18 protein-coding genes and 1 pseudogene are annotated in these 17,084 nt (G+C 74.2%); 10 read left to right on the forward strand and 9 right to left on the reverse strand.

All coding sequences use genetic code 11. The features are described from left to right. Positions 1-122: 122 nt before the first annotated feature. The gene (locus tag DT076_RS08865) at positions 123-1,226 is read right to left on the reverse strand and encodes a diacylglycerol/lipid kinase family protein (protein WP_114126332.1); all 1,104 of its coding nucleotides are present in this window, start codon (positions 1,224-1,226) and stop codon (positions 123-125) included. Positions 1,227-1,281: 55 nt separating this feature from the next. After that, a complete protein-coding gene (locus tag DT076_RS08870; protein ID WP_114126333.1) occupies positions 1,282-2,061 on the reverse strand; it encodes an OBAP family protein in 780 nt (259 codons plus the stop codon). A gap of 71 nt (positions 2,062-2,132) precedes the next feature. Here DT076_RS08870 and DT076_RS08875 point away from each other — a divergent pair, with 71 nt between their 5' ends. The 3 genes and pseudogenes from DT076_RS08875 (at position 2,133) to purQ (ending at position 4,938) form a co-directional block, all read left to right on the forward strand. Then, a complete protein-coding gene (locus DT076_RS08875) occupies positions 2,133-2,870 on the forward strand; it encodes an alpha/beta fold hydrolase (protein ID WP_199539077.1) in 738 nt (245 codons plus the stop codon). Next, positions 2,867-4,039, forward strand: a pseudogene (locus DT076_RS08880) (phosphoribosylaminoimidazolesuccinocarboxamide synthase); the annotation flags it as partial. The gene DT076_RS08875 and the pseudogene DT076_RS08880, both read left to right, overlap by 4 nt. A gap of 176 nt (positions 4,040-4,215) precedes the next feature. Then, a complete protein-coding gene (purQ, locus tag DT076_RS08890; protein ID WP_114126337.1) occupies positions 4,216-4,938 on the forward strand; it encodes a phosphoribosylformylglycinamidine synthase subunit PurQ in 723 nt (240 codons plus the stop codon). Between the two features lie 21 nt (positions 4,939-4,959). On the opposite strand, the gene DT076_RS08895 is transcribed toward purQ, so the two are convergent. Both DT076_RS08895 and DT076_RS08900 read right to left on the reverse strand, forming a co-directional pair. After that, entirely contained in the window at positions 4,960-5,478 is a 519-nt protein-coding gene (locus tag DT076_RS08895; protein ID WP_114126338.1) for an SRPBCC family protein, read from the reverse strand. Then, a complete protein-coding gene (locus DT076_RS08900) occupies positions 5,475-5,843 on the reverse strand; it encodes an ArsR/SmtB family transcription factor (RefSeq protein ID WP_114126339.1) in 369 nt (122 codons plus the stop codon). The genes DT076_RS08895 and DT076_RS08900 overlap by 4 nt, the downstream gene beginning before the upstream one ends. Before the next feature lie 52 nt (positions 5,844-5,895). Between DT076_RS08900 and DT076_RS08905 the strand changes: the two genes are divergently transcribed. Beyond that, positions 5,896-6,777, forward strand: coding sequence for an AraC family transcriptional regulator (locus DT076_RS08905; RefSeq protein ID WP_199539078.1), 882 nt, complete (start codon positions 5,896-5,898; stop codon positions 6,775-6,777). Beyond that, positions 6,737-7,126 (forward strand): VOC family protein, encoded by a 390-nt coding sequence (locus DT076_RS08910; RefSeq protein ID WP_114126340.1) that lies wholly within the window; start codon positions 6,737-6,739, stop codon positions 7,124-7,126. Before DT076_RS08905 ends, DT076_RS08910 begins: the two co-directional genes overlap by 41 nt. An 8-nt stretch (positions 7,127-7,134) precedes the next feature. Here DT076_RS08910 and DT076_RS19365 read toward each other — a convergent pair whose 3' ends face one another. After that, a complete protein-coding gene (locus tag DT076_RS19365; RefSeq protein WP_158548091.1) occupies positions 7,135-7,308 on the reverse strand; it encodes a hypothetical protein in 174 nt (57 codons plus the stop codon). 92 nt (positions 7,309-7,400) lie between these two features. On the opposite strand from DT076_RS19365, the gene purL reads away from it, so the two are divergent. Then, the gene (gene purL, locus DT076_RS08915) at positions 7,401-9,692 is read left to right on the forward strand and encodes a phosphoribosylformylglycinamidine synthase subunit PurL (protein WP_114126341.1); all 2,292 of its coding nucleotides are present in this window, start codon (positions 7,401-7,403) and stop codon (positions 9,690-9,692) included. Positions 9,693-10,187: 495 nt separating this feature from the next. Here purL and DT076_RS08925 read toward each other — a convergent pair whose 3' ends face one another. Beyond that, complete coding sequence (locus tag DT076_RS08925; protein ID WP_158548092.1) at positions 10,188-10,886, reverse strand: phosphotransferase family protein; 699 nt, start codon at positions 10,884-10,886, stop codon at positions 10,188-10,190. 78 nt (positions 10,887-10,964) lie between these two features. Between DT076_RS08925 and DT076_RS08930 the strand changes: the two genes are divergently transcribed. Beyond that, positions 10,965-12,317 carry a dipeptidase gene (locus DT076_RS08930; protein ID WP_267896812.1) on the forward strand — a complete coding sequence of 451 codons (1,353 nt, stop codon included), beginning with the start codon at positions 10,965-10,967 and terminating at the stop codon, positions 12,315-12,317. After that, positions 12,314-12,805, forward strand: a complete 492-nt coding sequence (locus tag DT076_RS08935; RefSeq protein ID WP_114126343.1) for an SRPBCC family protein — start codon at positions 12,314-12,316, stop codon at positions 12,803-12,805. Before DT076_RS08930 ends, DT076_RS08935 begins: the two co-directional genes overlap by 4 nt. Before the next feature lie 108 nt (positions 12,806-12,913). On the opposite strand, the gene DT076_RS08940 is transcribed toward DT076_RS08935, so the two are convergent. Then, complete coding sequence (locus DT076_RS08940) at positions 12,914-13,441, reverse strand: hypothetical protein (protein WP_114126344.1); 528 nt, start codon at positions 13,439-13,441, stop codon at positions 12,914-12,916. Between the two features lie 56 nt (positions 13,442-13,497). Here DT076_RS08940 and DT076_RS08945 point away from each other — a divergent pair, with 56 nt between their 5' ends. After that, the gene (locus tag DT076_RS08945) at positions 13,498-14,994 is read left to right on the forward strand and encodes a sensor histidine kinase (protein ID WP_147264110.1); all 1,497 of its coding nucleotides are present in this window, start codon (positions 13,498-13,500) and stop codon (positions 14,992-14,994) included. Beyond that, positions 14,991-15,653: a response regulator transcription factor gene (locus DT076_RS08950; protein ID WP_114126346.1), complete on the forward strand. Its 663-nt coding sequence runs from the start codon at positions 14,991-14,993 to the stop codon at positions 15,651-15,653. Before DT076_RS08945 ends, DT076_RS08950 begins: the two co-directional genes overlap by 4 nt. Before the next feature lie 3 nt (positions 15,654-15,656). On the opposite strand, the gene DT076_RS08955 is transcribed toward DT076_RS08950, so the two are convergent. Together DT076_RS08955 and DT076_RS08960 are read right to left on the reverse strand one after the other, a co-directional pair. Continuing rightward, the gene (locus tag DT076_RS08955; RefSeq protein WP_114126347.1) at positions 15,657-16,568 is read right to left on the reverse strand and encodes a hypothetical protein; all 912 of its coding nucleotides are present in this window, start codon (positions 16,566-16,568) and stop codon (positions 15,657-15,659) included. Further along, positions 16,565-17,083: a hypothetical protein gene (locus DT076_RS08960; protein ID WP_114126348.1), complete on the reverse strand. Its 519-nt coding sequence runs from the start codon at positions 17,081-17,083 to the stop codon at positions 16,565-16,567. The genes DT076_RS08955 and DT076_RS08960 overlap by 4 nt, the downstream gene beginning before the upstream one ends. Between the last annotated feature and the right edge of the window lies 1 nt (position 17,084).

Genomic DNA, 17,084 nt, shown 5'->3' on the forward strand with positions numbered 1-17,084 from the left:
TGCGCCTTCACCCCAGCAGCAACAACCACAACAGCCTCCACCGATCGGGTGTTGCGCTGGCTCCTGAACCTGCCCGTGCGCCATCACCGCGAACCGGGGGAGGAGGTGCGGGCGGCGGGGGCTCAGTCGGTCGGGCGCACGCGCACCCGCAAGGAGCGGGGGAGCACCTCGATCTGGAACGCGGTCACCTCGCCGTAGCCGTCGCCGTCCAGCTCGAACGGCTCGGGGTGGCGCAGGGCGACGATCACCTTCTTGCCGGTGAGGTAGCGCAGCGCACGGACCGACTTCTGCGCACCCTGCAGCCGGCGTCCCACCTCGGTGCGGTGGAGGACGTAGTTCTCGACCACCACCTTCGACCAGATCTGCAGCCAGCCGAAGAAGCCGTCGGGACGCAGCGCGACGATGTCGAGCTTGCCGTCGTCCAGCGTGGCCTCGGGCAGCAGCACGATGTTGCCGGGCAGGTTTCCGCAGTTGCCGATGAGCAGGGTGTGCATGTTGCGGGTGCGCTGCGGCTCGGCGTCGACGCCGATCCGCATCCGGATCCGGTTGCCGCCGCGCACGGCGTTGGCGATCGCCCGCGCGTAGGCCAGCCAGCCGATCTTCTTCTTCAGCTCCTCGTCGGTGTGCTCGATCATCTGCGCGTCCAGCCCGAGCCCGGCCAGCACCACGAAGGCCAGCTCCTCCTCGCTGCCGTCCTTGCGGCGGATCCGCGCCATCCCGACGTCGATGGACCGGTCGTGACCGGCGAAGGCGGTGCTGACCGCCTGGCTCAGGTCCTTCAGCTCCAGGTCGAGGTTGCGGGCGAGCAGGTTGCCGGTGCCCGACGGCAGCAGGCCCAGCGCGACGTCGGAGCCGATCAGCCCCTGGGTCACCGCCCGGACGGTGCCGTCACCGCCGGCGGCGATCACCATGTCGACGCCCTGCTCGACCGCCTGCCGGGCCATCGCCTCGCCCGGGTCGTCGGCGGTCGTCTCGATCCAGCTGGTCTCGCCCCAGGACGCCTCCTCCGCGGCGGCGTCGACCGTCGCCCGCAGCACCTCCAGGTCGACCTTCGTCGGGTTGTAGACGACGGCGGCCCGCGGCGGCGGCTTCTCCTCGCGGGTGTCGGCCTCACGCACCTGCTCCGCGGTCGCGGACGCGGCGTGCTCGGGGGAGGTGGAGCTGTCCGGGTCGGCGCTGGTGCGGGGCCGGGCGGGCTCGGGCCCGGGCTCCTCGGAGCGGGTCATGCGGCCCAGACTCCCACAGCGACCGCCCTGTGCCGCCGACACGACGTGGCGCGGGTCACCGTCGCAGCTCCGTCTCCTCCAGGCGCAGCTGCACGGTCCGTCCGTCCTCCCAGGTGTTGGCCCCCGGTGCCACCTCCGGCTCGGGGATGTCGGCCCGGCGCCGCCGCTTCTGCTCGGTGGACACCCCCAGCCGCTCGTCGCGCTCGCGCACCAGCTCCTCGCGCAGCTGGCCCTCGCCGGTGAAGGCCATCATCAGCTGGGGGATGCCGTAGGGGAAGTCCTCGTCGCGGTCGTACTGCCAGGTGTGGAAGGTCTTGCCGTAGGTGCGGACGAGGTCCTCGAAGTAGGCGTGCTCGGCGATCTCCGGGACACCGGGGGCCACCAGGGTGCCCGAGCGCACCTCGTGGTGGTGGCTGTGCCACAGCCGCTTCTCCTCCTCGGGCAGGCTGCGGAAGCGTTCCTCGCTGACGATGTACTCGATGCCGATCAGGCGGGCGTCGGGTGCGTTGCGGTCGAAGATGACGCACTGGTGCAGGTCGTGGCGCAGGTGGATGCAGAAGTGGCTCGCCTCCACCTGCCGGCCCATCTCGTCGGCGTACATGTGGAAGCCGTTGAGGTAGGTGCTCATCGACTCCAACGGGTACTTGCGCTGCAGCACCGACGAGCTGACGTCGAGCACGCGGTGCGCCAGCGGGTGGCCGCGCCCGGCGCGCAGCGTCGCCAGCACCTTCCGCCCGAGCAGGGCCGCCCCCGCCGCGAGCAGACCGGCACCGGCGCCGGCGGCGACCGGGAGCGTGCGTCCGCGACCGGCGGGTGTCCTGCGCTGCGAGGTCATGGCTCTGGGCTACCCGGGATCCCCGGCGCCAACCCTGGCCGGCGGCGGTGCGGGGTACCTACGATCGCCGGGTGAGGTCGACGATGATCGAGGTGGAACCGGGGACGTCGCTGCACGTCGCGGTCTACGGGCGCGGCCCGGACGTCCTGGTGCTGACCGGCGGCCCCGGCTGCGTGCAGTACCTGGAGGACGAGGAGATCGCCCCACCGGGCCACCGCTGCTGGTACGTCGAGCCACGCGGGGTCGGCCGCTCCGGCGGGGGAGCGCACAGCATGGAGCAGGCGCTGGCCGACCTGGAGGCGGTGCGGGAGCTCCTGGCCGTCGAACGGTGGACGGTGCTCGGCCACTCCTGGGGCTGCGACCTCGCGGTCCGCTACGCGCTGGAGCACCCGTCCTCGGTCGCGGGCGTGGTGGGGGTCGCCGGGCACGGACCGCACCGCGACCGCACCTGGTCGGCGGCCTACGAGGCCGGTCGCCCCACCGAGCCGGCCGTCGAGGTGGAGTGGAGCCGGGAGGTGCACGCCTCGCTGAGCGCCTCCTTCGACGAGTGGATCCACCAGCCCGGGCTGTGGCGCGACCTGGCCGACTGCCCGGTGCCGATGCGGTTCGTCGCGGCCGGGCAGGACATCCGCCCGTCGTGGCCGCTCCAACAGCTCGCCGCGGTGGTGCCCGGTGGCAGCTTCACCACCGTGGCGGACGTCCCGCACGACTTCTGGTCCACCCACCCCCGCGTCTGGGTCGGAACCGTCACGGACGCCCTGCGATCGACTGCCGCAGCCGCCCGCCCGGCCGATAGCATCTCCGGGTGAGCCGCTTCGACCTGGGTCTGCCCCTCATCCACTCCGGCAAGGTGCGGGAGCTGTACGCGTTCATGGACCCGTCGGCGATGCTGATGGTGGCCAGCGACGCCATCTCGGCCTACGACTTCGTGCTCACCCCGGACGTCCCCGGCAAGGGCGTGGTGCTCACCCAGCTCTCGCTGTGGTGGTTCGACCAGCTGGCCGACGTGGTGGAGAACCACGTGCTCAGCACCGACGTGCCGACCGCCGTCCGCGGCCGGGCCGTGGTCTGCGAGCGGCTGCGGATGTTCCCCGTCGAGTGCGTGGCCCGCGGCTACCTCACCGGGTCGGGGTGGGCGGAGTACCAGCGCTCGGGGACCGTCTGCGGGATCGCGCTGCCCGAGGGCCTGCGCGACGGCGACCGGCTCCCCGAACCCCTCTTCACCCCGGCCACCAAGGCACCCCAGGGCGAGCACGACGAGAACGTCGACTTCGCGACGGTGGTCGAGCTCGTGGGGGCCGACACCGCCGAGGAGCTGCGCCGGCTCACCCTGGAGGTCTACCGCACCGGTGAGCGGATCGCGCGGGAGCGCGGCATCATCCTGGCCGACACCAAGCTGGAGTTCGGTTCCCGCGCCGACGGCACCATCGTGCTGGCCGACGAGGTGCTCACCCCCGACTCCTCCCGCTTCTGGGACGCCGAGCGCTGGCAGCCGGGGGCGTCGCTGCCGTCGTTCGACAAGCAGTACGTGCGGGACTGGCTGACCACCGCCTCGGGCTGGGACCGGGCCTCCGACACCCCGCCGCCCCCGCTGCCCGAGGACGTCGTCCGGGCCACCCGGGAGCGCTACCTCGAGGCCTACCGCCGGCTGACCGGCAGCGAGCTGCGGCTCTGAGTGCACCGCCCGCCGGCGTCCGGGCGTCGGCGGGGGCGGCGCCGGAGCACTAGGATCTCGGCCATGGCACGTGTGGTGGTGGAAGTCATGCCCAAGCCGGAGATCCTCGACCCGCAGGGCAAGGCGGTGACCGGTGCGCTGGCGCGGATGGGTTTCGCGGGGCTGACGGTGCGCCAGGGCAAGCGCTTCGAGATCGAGGTCGAGGGCGAGCTCGACGAGGCCCGGCTGGCCCAGGTGCACGAGGCCGCCGAGAAGCTGCTGGCCAACACCGTGATCGAGGCCTTCGAGGTGCGCAGCGACGAGGCGTCGACCGCGCCGGTCGGCGGCTCTCCGGCCGACCCCGCCTCGGTCGCGCAGGGCCAGGTCTCCACCCAGCCCGACGTGCCGACGTCCGAGCCGGCGGCGACCGACGCCGCCGCGGTGCCGGCGGACAACCAGCCCGCCACCGAGGCCCCCAACGCCGAGGCGGCGGGCCAGTCGTGAGCGCCCCCGCCGCCACCCCGGACCTCGCCCAGACCGCCCCCGGCGCGCGGATCGGCGTCGTCACCTTCCCCGGCTCCCTCGACGACACCGACGCCCTGCGCGCGGTGCGGCTCTGCGGCGCGGAGCCGGTGCCGCTGTGGCACGCCTCGCAGAGCCTGGACGGGGTGGACGCCGTCATCCTCCCCGGCGGGTTCTCCTACGGCGACTACCTGCGCTGCGGCGCGATCGCCCGGTTCTCCCCGCTGATGGCCGAGCTGATCACCGCCGCCGGCCAGGGGCTGCCGGTGCTCGGCATCTGCAACGGCTTCCAGATCCTCTGCGAGGCGCACCTGCTGCCCGGGGCGCTGATCCGCAACGACGTGCGCACCTTCGTCTGCAAGGAGCAGCGGCTGCGGGTGGAGTCCACGGACACCGTCTGGACCCACGACTTCCTGCCCGCCGAGGAGATCTCCATCGTGCTCAAGAACGGCGAGGGCGGCTACGTCGCCGACGCCGACACGATCGAGCGCCTGGAGGGGGAGGACCAGGTGGTCTTCCGCTACCTCGGACCGAACCCGAACGGCTCGGTCAACGACATCGCCGGCATCACCAACGACCGCGGCAACGTGGTCGGGCTGATGCCGCACCCCGAGCACAACGTGGAGCCGCTGACCGCGCCGTCCACCGACGGCCGCCGCTTCTTCACCAGCGTGATCGGCTTCCTCGCCCGCACCCGCTGACGCCCGCCGCGGCGCGTCCGCTCAGGCCGACGCGTCCAGCTGCTGCTCGTAGTGGGCCACCATCGCCGGGTGGTAGTCGGCGAAGTCGGGTTCGGGGCCGCCGGTGACCACCGAGGCGAACCGGTCGAGGTAGTACTCCCACCCCGGGCCGGAGTCGCGGGCCTCGCCAGGCTCGACGAGGTGCTGGACGAACTCCAGCGTGGTGACGCCGTCGGCCCCCTCCTCGGTCGACTCCGACAGGTGGACCTCGAGGTCCCAGGTGCCGTACTCGTCGACCATCCGCACCCGCAGGTGCTCCGGTGCCTGGCAGGCGACGATGTCGAGGTCGCCGGTGGGCTCCTCGTCCTCGGCCGTCATGGTCAGCCGGACCGTCCGCCCGGCACCGGCCTCGCCGGTCCACGGCCCGATCCAGCGGGCCGTCCGCTCCGACTCGGTCAGCGCGGCCCAGACGTCGGCGCGCGGGGCCCGGAAGGTCCGGACCAGGACGAGGTCGGCGCCGGTCGCGGTGCGGGTCAGCCGGCCGGTGGGTGTGGGGCTCATGCGGTGTCCTCCTGGGTGTCGTCGGTGGCAGGTGCGTCCGGGCGAGCGGTGCGCCGGTCGCGGCGGGTGCGGTGCACCTCGGTCTCGAGGGCGTCCAGCCGCCGGGACCAGGGGTCGCCCAGCAGCTGGTGCAGCCAGGCGTCGAGCTCGTGCAGGGCCGTCGGGTCGAGCCGGTAGACCCGCTCCCGTCCCGTCGGCTCGTCCACCACCAGCCCCGCCTCGCGCAGCACGCGCAGGTGGCGGCTGATCGCGGGCCGGGAGATGGCGAACTGCCCCGCCAGCGCGTGCACCGTGCGGGGCGCGCGGTGCAGCAGCTCCAGGATCCGGCGTCGCACCGGGTCCCCGATCGCTGCTGCGGCGTCCACACCAGAACGGTAACAGGATGGTTACCGATACGCCAGGGGTAGCGTCGGGCCCGTGCCCGAGCACACGGTCGAGCTGGCGGTCGCGCGGTCCTGCCCGCCCGGGGTCGGATCGATGACCGGCTACCGCGGCGGAGGACCGGACGGGCTGCACCGCGGGCTGCCCTCGTCCCGGCTCACCTTCATCGTCAGCCTGGACGACGGGGTCGAGGCGGCCGCGGAGCCGGACGGGCTGCCCGCGGCCCGGCCGAACCCGCTGGTGCTCGGCGGGCTGCACGTGCGGACCAGCTGGGTGCGGCAGCGTCCCGGCCAGGCCGGCGTCCAGCTGGCGGTGCACCCGCTGGCGGCGCGGTCGCTGTTCGGCGTCCCGGCCGCGGAGCTGTCGGTGGACGACTTCGCCGGCGCGGACGTCCTCGGGGCGCCCGGACGCCGGCTGCACGAGCAGCTGTGCGAGGCGGGCGGCTGGGACGAGGCGTTCGCCCGGGTCGGCGACCACCTGGTGCGGCACCGCCGGGACGCGGCGGTGCGCCCGGAGCTGCGGCACGCCTGGGCCCTGCTGGAGGGCAGCGGCGGACGCCGTCCGGTCGCCGAGGTGGCCCGCGAGGTCGGCTTCACGGCCCGTCACCTCGACACCCTCTTCCAGCGCGAGGTCGGCCGCAGCCCGAAGACGGTCGCCCGGCTGATCCGCTTCGAACGGGCCACCACCGCGCTCGCCGGGCAGGCCCGGGTCGGGCGGGTCGACCTGGCGGGGCTGGCCGCGCGCTGCGGCTACAGCGACCAGTCCCACCTCAGCCGCGACTTCGTCGCCTTCACCGCGCTGCCGCCGCGGCGCTGGGTGGCCGAGGAGCTCTGGAACATCCAATCCGGCGGGCACCGCTCCGCGGCACCATCGGAGCATGAGCACACCGACCCTCTGGTTGACCCTGCAGGCCCGTGACGCCCCAGCGCTGATCGACTGGTACCGCGACGTCCTCGGCTTCGTCCTCACCGCGGAGCACCGCGACGGCGACCACGTCGGCCACGCCGAGCTGCTCACCGCCGACGGCGTCGGCGGGCTGATGCTCGGCAGCCACGTCGAGGGGCGGGAGTGGTCCATCCCGCCGGGCAGCGCGCACGCCTACGTGGTCTGCGCCGATCCCGACGCCCTGCACGAGCGGGCGGTCGCCGCCGGGGCGGAGGTGCTGCGGGCGCCCTCCGACACCGACTACGGCTCGCGCGAGGTCACCCTGCGCGACCCCGAGGGCAATTCCTGGACCTTCGGCACCTATCCCGGCACCGGTCGCTGAGGCGTGGCTCAGCCGTCGCCGGGCGGACGCCGGCGCTGACGTCGGTCGGCCTCGGCCTGGCGCTCCAGCAGCGCGCGGACGACGAAGCGGGTGAAGAAGACCATCACCACCACCACCGCGGCGAAGACGAGCACGACCACTCCCAGCGTGACGAGCGACGTGGCGCGGTCCCAGGTCTCCACGCCCCGACCGTAGCCCGTGCGTCCCGTCGCCGGCCCTGACCGCGGACGCCGTGAGGTCGAGCCGGGGCAGGCCGAACGGATAGGTTGCCCCCGTGGCAGATACCGTCGCGAACGCCCAGACCTCGCCCGACGTCACGCAGCCGTGGGCCGAGCTGGGGCTGAAGGAGCCCGAGTACGCCCGGATCCGGGAGATCCTCGGGCGCCGTCCCACCTCCTGCGAGCTGGCCATGTACTCGGTGATGTGGTCCGAGCACTGCTCCTACAAGTCCTCCAAGGTGCACCTGCGCAAGTTCGGTGCGCTGGAGCCGGTGACGCCCACCGGGGAGCTGCTGGCCGGGATCGGCGAGAACGCCGGCGTCATCGACGTCGGCCAGGGCTGGGCGGTCACCTTCAAGATCGAGTCGCACAACCACCCCTCCTACGTCGAGCCGCACCAGGGCGCGGCCACCGGGGTGGGCGGCATCGTCCGCGACATCCTCGCCATGGGCGCCCGCCCGATCGGCGTGATGGACCCGCTGCGCTTCGGCCCGCTGGACGCCCCCGACACCGCCCGGGTGCTGCCCGGCGTGGTCTCGGGCATCGGCGGCTACGGCAACTGCCTCGGGCTGCCCAACATCGGCGGCGAGGTGGTCTTCGACCACTCCTACCTCGGCAACCCGCTGGTCAACGCGCTCTGCGTCGGCAAGCTGCGCCACGAGGACCTGCACCTCGCCCACGCCACCGGCACCGGCAACAAGGTCATCCTCTACGGGGCGGCCACCGGCGGTGACGGCATCGGCGGGGCGTCCATCCTGGCCTCGGAGACCTTCGATCCTTCGACAGGCTCAGGACAGGCTCCGCAGCGGAAGCGGCCCAGCGTCCAGGTCGGCGACCCCTTCATGGAGAAGCTGCTGATCGAGTGCACCCTCGAGCTGTTCGCGGCCGGGGTGGTCAACGGCATCCAGGACTTCGGTGCGGCCGGCATCTCCTGCGCCACGTCGGAGCTGGCCGCGGCCGGTGACGGCGGCATGCACGTCGAGCTCGACCTGGTGCCGCTGCGGGACCCCACGCTCAGCCCCGAGGAGATCCTCATGAGCGAGTCCCAGGAACGGATGATGGCCGTCGCCTCACCCGAGCACGTGGACCGCTTCCTGGAGATCTGCCGGCGCTGGGACGTCCAGGCCACCGTGGTCGGCGAGGTCACCGACACCGGCCGGCTGGTCATCGACTGGCACGGCGAGACCGTGGTCGACGTCGACCCGCGCACGGTCGCCCACGAGGGCCCGGTCTACGAGCGCCCCTACGCCCGCCCGGACTGGCAGGACGAGGTGCAGGCCCGCGACGTCAACGCCCTCACCCGTCCCCGCACCGGGGCCGAGCTCGCCGAGACCGTGCTGGCGCTGGCCGGCTCGCCCAACCTGTGCGACCGCTCCTGGATCACCGACCAGTACGACCGGTTCGTGCTTGGCAACTCGGTGCTGGCCCAGCCCGAGGACGCCGGCGTGCTGCGGATCGACGAGGAGACCCAGCTCGGGGTCGCGCTCGCCACCGACTGCAACGCCCGGTTCACCCTGCTCGACCCGCGCCAGGGCGCCAAGCTCGCGCTGGCCGAGGCCTACCGCAACGTCTCGGTCACCGGCGCCCAGCCGGTGGCGGTGAGCGACTGCCTCAACTTCGGCTCCCCGGAGGACCCGGCGGTGATGTGGCAGTTCGTCGAGGCCGTCGAGGGGCTGGTCGAGGGCTGCGCGGTGCTCGGCACCCCGGTCACCGGCGGCAACGTCAGCTTCTACAACCAGACCGGCACCACCCCGGTGCTGCCCACTCCGACCGTCGGGGTGCTCGGCGTGCTGGAGGACGTCGCCCAGCGCGTCCCGATGGGGTTCGCCGCCGAGGGCGACACCGTCTGGCTGCTCGGCACCACCCGCGACGAGCTGGCCGGCTCCGCCTGGGCCGGCGTCGTCCACGACCACCTCGGCGGACTCCCGCCCGAACTCGACCTCGAGCACGAGATGCGGCTGTCGAGGCTGCTGCAGCGGGCCGCCCGGCAGGCTCTGCTCACCTCCGCTCACGACCTCTCCGACGGCGGCCTGTCCCAGGCGCTGGTGGAGTGCTGCCTGCGGCGCGGTCACGGCGTGCGGGTCCGGCTCGACGAGATCGACCCGTTCGTCGCACTGTTCTCCGAGAGCACCGGACGGGTCGTCGTCTCGCTCCCGGCCGACCGCGGCGAGCAGCTCGTCGAGCTGGCCGCCCAGCTCGACGTGCCGATCACCCAGCTCGGGGTGACCACCGCCGCCGACCCGGACGCCGCGCTGGAGGTGGAGGGCCTGTTCAACCTTCCGCTCTCCCAGGTCCGCGACGTCTGGACCGCCCCCATCCCGCGCGCGCTCGGCCTCACCGCCGGCTGAACGCGGCTCGCCCGGCGCGGGCAGTGCCTCGAACGGGCGGTGCTCGGGCCGTGATGTGCCGGACGCGCCGAGGCGCGCCGCGAGTGGGCGGTGCTCAGCCCTGACGCGGCGGACGCTGAGCCGCGCATCGAGTGGGCGGGGACCAGGTGGCGACGCGTCCGGGGGCTGAGAGGTGCCGCGAGTGGGCGGTGCTCGTGCTCCGCGCTGCCTCGGGGGCCGATGAACGCCGCGAGTGGGCGGTGGTGCTGCTGCGGACGGCGTCGAGAGCCGAGGTGTGCTCCGAGCGGGCGGTGGTGCTGCTGCCCGCGCCGTCGGGGCCGAGGTGTGCTCCGAGTGGGCGGTGATGCTGCTCCGCACCGCGTCGAGAGCCGAGGTGTGCCGCGAGTGGGCGGTGATGCTGCTCCGCACGCGTCCAGCGCCGATGCGCGCTCCGACCGGGCGGTGCTCGGGCCCCCGACCGCGTCTGGTGCCGACGGTGCGCCGAGAGGGCGGTGCTCAGGCTGGCCAGGACCTCAGCTCGCGGGTGAGCCGGTCGAGGTACTCCGGAGGGCCGGCCTCGCGGAACCACAGCCACAGCTCCGCGGCGTGCAGCGGCAACCAGACGCGGACGTCGGCGGGATCGGCCCCGTAGGCCTCGACCAGCGCCTCGCCGCGACGCGGGTCGTCCCGGGAGGCCCCGTAGGCCGCGCGGGACAGCTCGCGCAACGGATCGCCCACGTGGGCGGCCTCCCAGTCGACCACCCCGCTCACCAGCTCGCCGCTGAGGAGCAGGTTGCCGTTGGTCCAGTCCCCGTGGCAGAGGACCCGGCCGGACGCCGGTGGGATGCGCAGCGGCAGCGGTGGCCCGCCGGCCTCGCGGTAGCGGTGGATGGTGCGGGCGTCGTCGGGCGGGCCCGGCAGACCCGTCGGCGGTGGCAGCCGGTGCAGCTCGTGCAGCAGCGCCGCGGAGGCGCCGATGCCGGCGATCTGCCGGGAGGCGTCCAGGCCGTCCACCCGCTCACCCGGCAGCAGGGTCATCAGCACCGACCCCGGCGCTACGGCCACCAGCTCCGGCACCGGCAGCCCGCTGCCGGCCAGCGCCCGCAGCGCCTGCACCTCGGTGTCGTGGCGGACCGGGTCGGCGAACCGCTTCTCGACCAGCTCCCGGCCGTCCACCCGCACCACGCGGACCTGACCGACCGCTCCCTGTCGCACCCGCCCATCCTGCCCGCTCCTCCCCAGCCCGCCGACGGGGACGGGGCGTCGCCCGCGACCTCTCGGTAGGGTCGCCCCGTGCCGACCACCGAGTCCCTCGCCGCCGCCCTCGACCAGGTGATGCCGCGGGTCCGCCGCGACCTCGCCGACCTGGTCGCGATCCCGTCGGTGAGCGCCGACCCCGCCCACGCCGACGACGTCCGACGCAGCGCGGAGAAGGTCGCCGAGCTGGCCCGCGAGCTCGGCGCGGCCGACGTCTCGGTGGTCACCGAGGACGGCGGGCAGCCGGCGGTCATCGCGCACTGGCCCGCGCCCGCCGGCGCCCCGACGGTCTGCCTCTACGCCCACCACGACGTCCAGCCGACCGGGGACGCCACCCGCTGGAGCAGTGAGCCGTTCGCGGCCACCGAGCGCGGCGAGCGGGTGTTCGGCCGCGGCGCCGCCGACGACAAGGGCGGGCTGTCGGTGCACCTGGCCGCGCTGCGCGCCCTCGGCGGACGTCCGCCGGTGGGCGTCACGCTCTTCGTCGAGGGCGAGGAGGAGATCGGCTCGCCGACGCTGGGCCAGACCCTCACCGCGCACGCCGAGGCGATCGCCGCCGACGTCTTCGTCATCGCCGACTCGGCCAACTGGGACGTCGGCGCGCCCGCCTTCACCACCACCCTGCGCGGCCTGGCCGACTGCGTGGTGGAGGTCGCCACCCTCGACCACGCCCTGCACTCCGGCCAGTACGGCGGGGTGGTGCCGGACGCCCTCACCGCGCTCAGCCGGCTGCTCGCCACCCTGCACGACGAGCACGGCTCGGTGGCCGTGGAGGGCCTGACCGGCACCGACGGCCCCGACCTGGAGTACCCCGAGGAGCGGCTGCGCGCCGAGACCGGGATCCTCGACGGGGTGCGGTGGACCGGCACCGGGTCGGTGGTCAGCCGGTTGTGGACCCAGCCGGCGATCAGCGTGCTCGCGATCGATGCCACCCCGGTGGCGCAGGCGTCCAACACGCTGGTGCCGAGCGCCCGGGCCAAGCTCAGCCTGCGGGTGCCGCCGCACCTGGACGCCGTGGACGCCCTCGAGCGGCTGGTCGACCACCTCGAGACGCACGCCCCCTGGGGCGCCCGGGTCGAGGTCACCCGCGGCAGCACCGGTCAGCCGTCCACGGTGCCGCTGACCGGCCGGCACGCCGAGGTGGCCCGGCGGGCCTTCGCCGACGCCTGGGGGGTCGAGCCGGTCGAGGTCGGCCAGGGCGGGTCGATCCCGATGGTGGCCGAGTTCGCCGACCGGTTCCCCGACGCCACCGTGCTGGTCAGCGCCGTGGTCGACCCGGACTCGCGGATGCACGGCATCGACGAGTCGATGCACCTGGGCGACTTCGGCCGCGCCTGCCTGGCCGAGCTGCTGCTGCTCACCCGGCTCGCCGAGGGCCAGCCGGCATGAGCGCACCCCGGGGGCAGCGGTCGGCGGGCCGGCAGATCAGCGAGTCGGTGGTGGTGGACGCGCCGCCCGCGGTGGTCTTCGACATCCTGGCCGACCCGCGCCAGCACCGCCGGATCGACGGCTCCGGCACCGTCCGCGGGGTGGTGACCGGGCCGGCACGGCTGGCCCTGGGCGCGGAGTTCGGCGTGCGGATGCAGCTGTTCCGGGTGCGCTACAGGATCCGCAACCGGGTGGTGGAGTTCGAGCGCGACCGGCTCATCGCCTGGCGCCACTTCGGCGGGCACCGCTGGCGCTACCGGCTGGAGCCCTCGGGATCGGCCACCACCGTCACCGAGGAGTTCGACTGGTCGCGCTCACCGCTGCCGGCCCGGCTGGTGATGACCGTGCTGGGCATGAAGCGCCGCAACCGCCGCGCCATCCCGGCCACGCTGCAGCGGCTCAAGCACGCCGCCGAGGCCGACGCCGTGCAGGCCGGCCGCGCCGGCTGACGGCGCCCGCAGCACCCGGGGCCTCGGAGGAGGACGATCCCCACACCGGCTCCGAGCCGACGGCCTCCGGCCCGTGGCCCCAGCACCGGCACGCGGATGAGAGGTCTCTCACCTGCCCCTCCTGGCGGCCTCATCGGCGCGGACTTCACTGGTCACCATGATGAAGAAGACGACGACGTGGGTCGCCGTGGGCGGGACCGCGGCCGCACTCCTGGCACCGGTGGCGGCCCTCGCGGTCCGGCCCGCCAGCGACCCGCTCTCCGGCGCGACCGGCGTGGTCGTCGCGCACGCCCGCCAGGAGGTCCCGACCGAGAGCACCGCCCCGGCCGAACCGCGGACCGGGGGCACCGACCCCGAGGTCGTGCCGCCGGGCAGCCCCACCTCACCCGAGACGGCGGCGGACGCCCCGGGTTCGGCGAACAGCCCGGCCAGCCCGGTGACGGCCCTGACGGCGCAGAGCCCGGCCAGCCCGCAGTCCCCGGCCAGCCCCCGGACCGCGGTGAGCCCGGTCAGCCCGCGGTCTCCGGGAAGCCCCGACTCCCCGGGAAGCCCCGAGTCCCCGGAGAGCCCCGAGTCCCCGGAGAGCCCCGAGTCCCCGGAGAGCGCCGACTGAGGACGTCCACCGCGTCCCCCCACGGCCGCCCGGTGCCCGGCACCGGGCGGTCCGGCGTCGTTCCTGGGATGCTGGCCGGATGAGAGCCCCAGCGCTGCGCCGGTCCGCGGTGCGGACGCGCATCATGGCCGCGGTGCTGCTCACCACGCTGCTGGGGATGTCGGTGGCCGGGGTGGTCTCCTACGTGCTCGCCCGCCAGGCGACCTTCGACACCGTGCGGGAGGCCCTGGTGCAGGAGAGCGACGAGATCCGCACGATCGCCGAGCTGGTGGCTGAAGGAGGAGCCGAGGAGCCGATGAGCTCTCCGCGCGACGTGCTGTACCTGGCGATCAGCCGGTCGGTGCCCAACCCCAACGAGGCGATCCTCGGTCTGGTGGACGGCGCCGTCGAGATGGTGCCCCAGTCCGGCGACCCGTTCCAGCAGAGCCTGGCCGCCGACACCGAGCTGGTGCAGGCCGCGGCCGCGGTCCGGCCGGGGGCGGAGCTGGAGATTCGCTACCTCAGCACCGGGCAGCACCGCTCGGTCGCCTACCTGTCCATCCCGGTGCAGGTGGAGGGCTCGTCCAGCCTCGGGCACTACGTCGCGGTGGTCGACGTCGAGGCCGCGATGGCCCCGATCAACCGCACCCACCTCACCTACGCCGGCATCTGCGTCCTCACCCTGCTCGTGGTCGCCGCGGTCGGCTACGTCGTGGCCGGACGGCTGCTGGCGCCGCTGCGCTCGTTGCAGACCACCGCGCAACGGATCTCCGAGGCCGACCTGACCGACCGCATCCCCGCCGAGCAGCTCGCCGCCGGTGACGAGGTGTCGGACCTCGGCCTCACCGTCAACGCCATGCTCGACCGGCTCTCGGACTCCTTCGACCAGCAGCGTCGGATGCTCGACGACGCCGGCCACGAGCTGCGCACCCCGCTGACCATCGTCCGCGGCCACCTCGAGCTGGTGGACGCCGCCGACCCGGCCGACGTCATCCGCACCCGCGACCTGGCGATGGACGAGCTCGACCGCATGCACCGGATGGTGGAGGAGCTGATGATGCTGGCCCGCTCGAAGCTGCCCGACTTCACCGCGGTGCGTCCGACGGTGGTGGCCGACCTGCTCGACGACGTGCTGGCCAAGAGCACCGCGCTGGGGGACCGGCTCTGGCGGATCGAGCAGACCGTCGTGGACACCGTGCTGCTGGACCCGCAGCGGATCACCCAGGCCCTGCTGCAGCTGGTCAGCAACGCCGTGCGCTTCACCGGGCCCGGCGACCTGATCGCCCTCGGCGCGGACTGCGGCGGCGGTGAGCTGCGGATCTGGGTCCGCGACACCGGCAGCGGCATCGCCGCCGACCAGCAGGGGCGCATCTTCGAACGCTTCTACCAGGGCGGTCCGGCCGGTGCCGGCGCCCGCGAGGCCGGTGCCGGGCTGGGGCTCGCCATCGTCTCGGCCATCGCGGCCGGGCACGGCGGCACGGTCCGGTTGCGCTCGGCCCCCGGGGTGGGCAGCACCTTCACCCTCGTGCTCCCCGCCGTCCCCGACGAGGTCCCGGCGCCGCTGCTGGAGCGGACGCCGAGCCAGGAGGTCCGATGAGCTCCATCCTGATCGTGGAGGACGAGCCGCGGATCGCGGCCTTCCTCGAGAAGGGGCTGCGGGCCGCCGGCTATGCCACCCTGGTGGTCGGCGACGGCCCCGGCGGGCTCGACCACGCCCTGACCGGGGACTTCGACCTGATGGTGCTCGACATCGGGCTGCCCGGGATGGACGGGTTGTCGGTGCTGGAGAACCTGCGCGGCCAGGGCTCGACCCTGCCGGTGGTCATCCTCACCGCACGGGACTCCGTGGCCGACACCGTCACCGGGTTCGAGAGCGGGGCGGACGACTACCTGGCCAAGCCGTTCCGGTTCGAGGAGCTCGTCGCCCGGATCAAGGTGCGGCTGCGGGACCGCCCGACGGCGGCGAGCAGCACCCGCACCGTCGGCGGGCTGACCCTCGACCTGCACAGCCGCACTGTGCGGGTGGACGGCGGTCCGGAGGTCGAGCTGTCGGCGCGGGAGTTCGCGCTGCTCGACATGTTCCTGCAGCACCCCCGCCAGGTGCTCAGCCGCGAGCAGCTGCTGAGCCGGGTGTGGGGCTACGACTTCGACCCCGGGTCGAACGTGGTCGACGTCTACGTGCGCTACCTGCGCAACAAGATCGGCCCGGAGCGGATCTGCACCGTCCGCGGCGCCGGGTACCGGCTGACCGGCTGAGGGTCAGCGCCGGCGCAGCAGCCGGCGTCCCAGCGGGAGCAGCCGCTCCAGCGGGAAGGACGGCGCGTAGATCACCCCGGTGAGGTGGTGGCGGAAGCGGATGCCCATGACCACCTTGATGCCCCAGTGCAGGCCGAACACGCCGACGGACCAGAGCCGGGCCAGCCGGCGGTCCAGCAGGGCCAGCGGGGCCGCGAGCTCGAGCGCCAGCGAGCCGGCGGCCAGCACGGTGAACACCCGGGTGTGCGGGTAGAGCCGGGTGCCGGTGCTGCTCACCTGCTCCCCGAGCAGCGCCTTGCGCAGCGCGTCGGCGGCGATCTGGCTGCGCAGCGACTCCCCACGCACCCACGACCAGCCCAGCGGCCCCTTCACCTTGGCGATCGCGGTGACCAGGTAGGACGCCGCCGTCACCGCCTCCATCACCCGTCCCGGTGTGCCGTAGCGCCAGCTGTCCGGACGCGGGGCGCGGGTGTGCAGGGCGTCGACCGACAGCGCGTCGGCCGAGGGCGTGCAGCCGAGGACGGCGGTGTGCAGCACCAGGGCGTTGTCGTGGTGGAAGACCATGGACCAGCTGTTGCGGTAGGAGAGCGTCCACAGCAGCAGCGCGGCGTGGGCCGGGCCGGTGACCCGGTGCCACAGCCCGGCGGTGAAGGCGACGTCGGCGGCCAGCCCGGCGTAGAGCAGGCCGTCGGCCACCACCGGCGGCAGCGGCCGGCGCAGCACCCGGACCGGCCCGACCGGGGCGAACAGCGAGGGGTCGGTGCGGTGCACCCGGCGGAACATCCTCACCCGGCGGGCCAGGTAGACGCCGGTGTAGACGCCGTTGACGATGCGCAGCAGCGCGGGTCGGGTCGCCGGGGCGCTCGGGAGCAGCGTCTGGTCGAGACCGCGCTGCAGTCGGTCGAGCCGGCTCATCGTCGTCCTCCTGCGGGGAGGGTGGGCCGCGGCACGGTCGCGGTGGCGTGCACGGTGCGGCGCAGCGGGCCGGGGTCGCCGGCGAAGAAGTCGTCGTAGCGGTGGGTGCTGCTGACCACCTGCACCTCGACCACGCCCCGCTCGGTGGGCCGGCTGCTGGTCGCCACCGACCGGGCGGCCTCGGCGGCCAGCTCGGCGGCGCCACCGCGGGCCACCCGGCGGTTCATCTGGCGGCGCACCTGGTTCATCCCGCCGGTTCCGGCGTGGCGGTGGTGCAGCACCCGGCTCTCGCCACCGGCGTCGACGCCGAGCAGGTGCACCACGGTGCCGGTGCGCCGGCGGCGCGCGCTGAACATCGGGTAGTAGGACAGCGGGAAACCGTCGCGGCGCTCGGCCGGCGGGCGCCAGCTCTGCCGCAGGGGCACCAGCACGGCGGTGACCAGCCCGGCCGCGGCCATCAGGGTGAGCGCCTTCTGCAGCCGCTCGCCTCCCGGGGGAGGCGTCCTCGGGGTCATC

The sequence above is a fragment of the Desertihabitans brevis genome, from assembly GCF_003327535.1.
Taxonomy (GTDB): domain Bacteria; phylum Actinomycetota; class Actinomycetes; order Propionibacteriales; family Propionibacteriaceae; genus Desertihabitans; species Desertihabitans brevis.

Excerpts from the sequence above, each read along its gene's own strand:
- DT076_RS08910 (WP_114126340.1), top strand. The coding sequence starts at position 6,737 with ATGAGCACACCGACCCTCTGGTTGACCCTGCAGGCCCGTGACGCCCCA.
- DT076_RS08865 (WP_114126332.1), bottom strand. The coding sequence starts at position 1,226 with ATGACCCGCTCCGAGGAGCCCGGGCCCGAGCCCGCCCGGCCCCGCACC.
- DT076_RS08955 (WP_114126347.1), bottom strand. The coding sequence starts at position 16,568 with ATGAGCCGGCTCGACCGACTGCAGCGCGGTCTCGACCAGACGCTGCTC.
- DT076_RS08935 (WP_114126343.1), top strand. The coding sequence starts at position 12,314 with ATGAGCGCACCCCGGGGGCAGCGGTCGGCGGGCCGGCAGATCAGCGAG.
- DT076_RS08945 (WP_147264110.1), top strand. The coding sequence starts at position 13,498 with ATGAGAGCCCCAGCGCTGCGCCGGTCCGCGGTGCGGACGCGCATCATG.
- DT076_RS08870 (WP_114126333.1), bottom strand. The coding sequence starts at position 2,061 with ATGACCTCGCAGCGCAGGACACCCGCCGGTCGCGGACGCACGCTCCCG.
- DT076_RS08895 (WP_114126338.1), bottom strand. The coding sequence starts at position 5,478 with ATGAGCCCCACACCCACCGGCCGGCTGACCCGCACCGCGACCGGCGCC.
- DT076_RS08960 (WP_114126348.1), bottom strand. The coding sequence starts at position 17,083 with ATGACCCCGAGGACGCCTCCCCCGGGAGGCGAGCGGCTGCAGAAGGCG.
- DT076_RS08950 (WP_114126346.1), top strand. The coding sequence starts at position 14,991 with ATGAGCTCCATCCTGATCGTGGAGGACGAGCCGCGGATCGCGGCCTTC.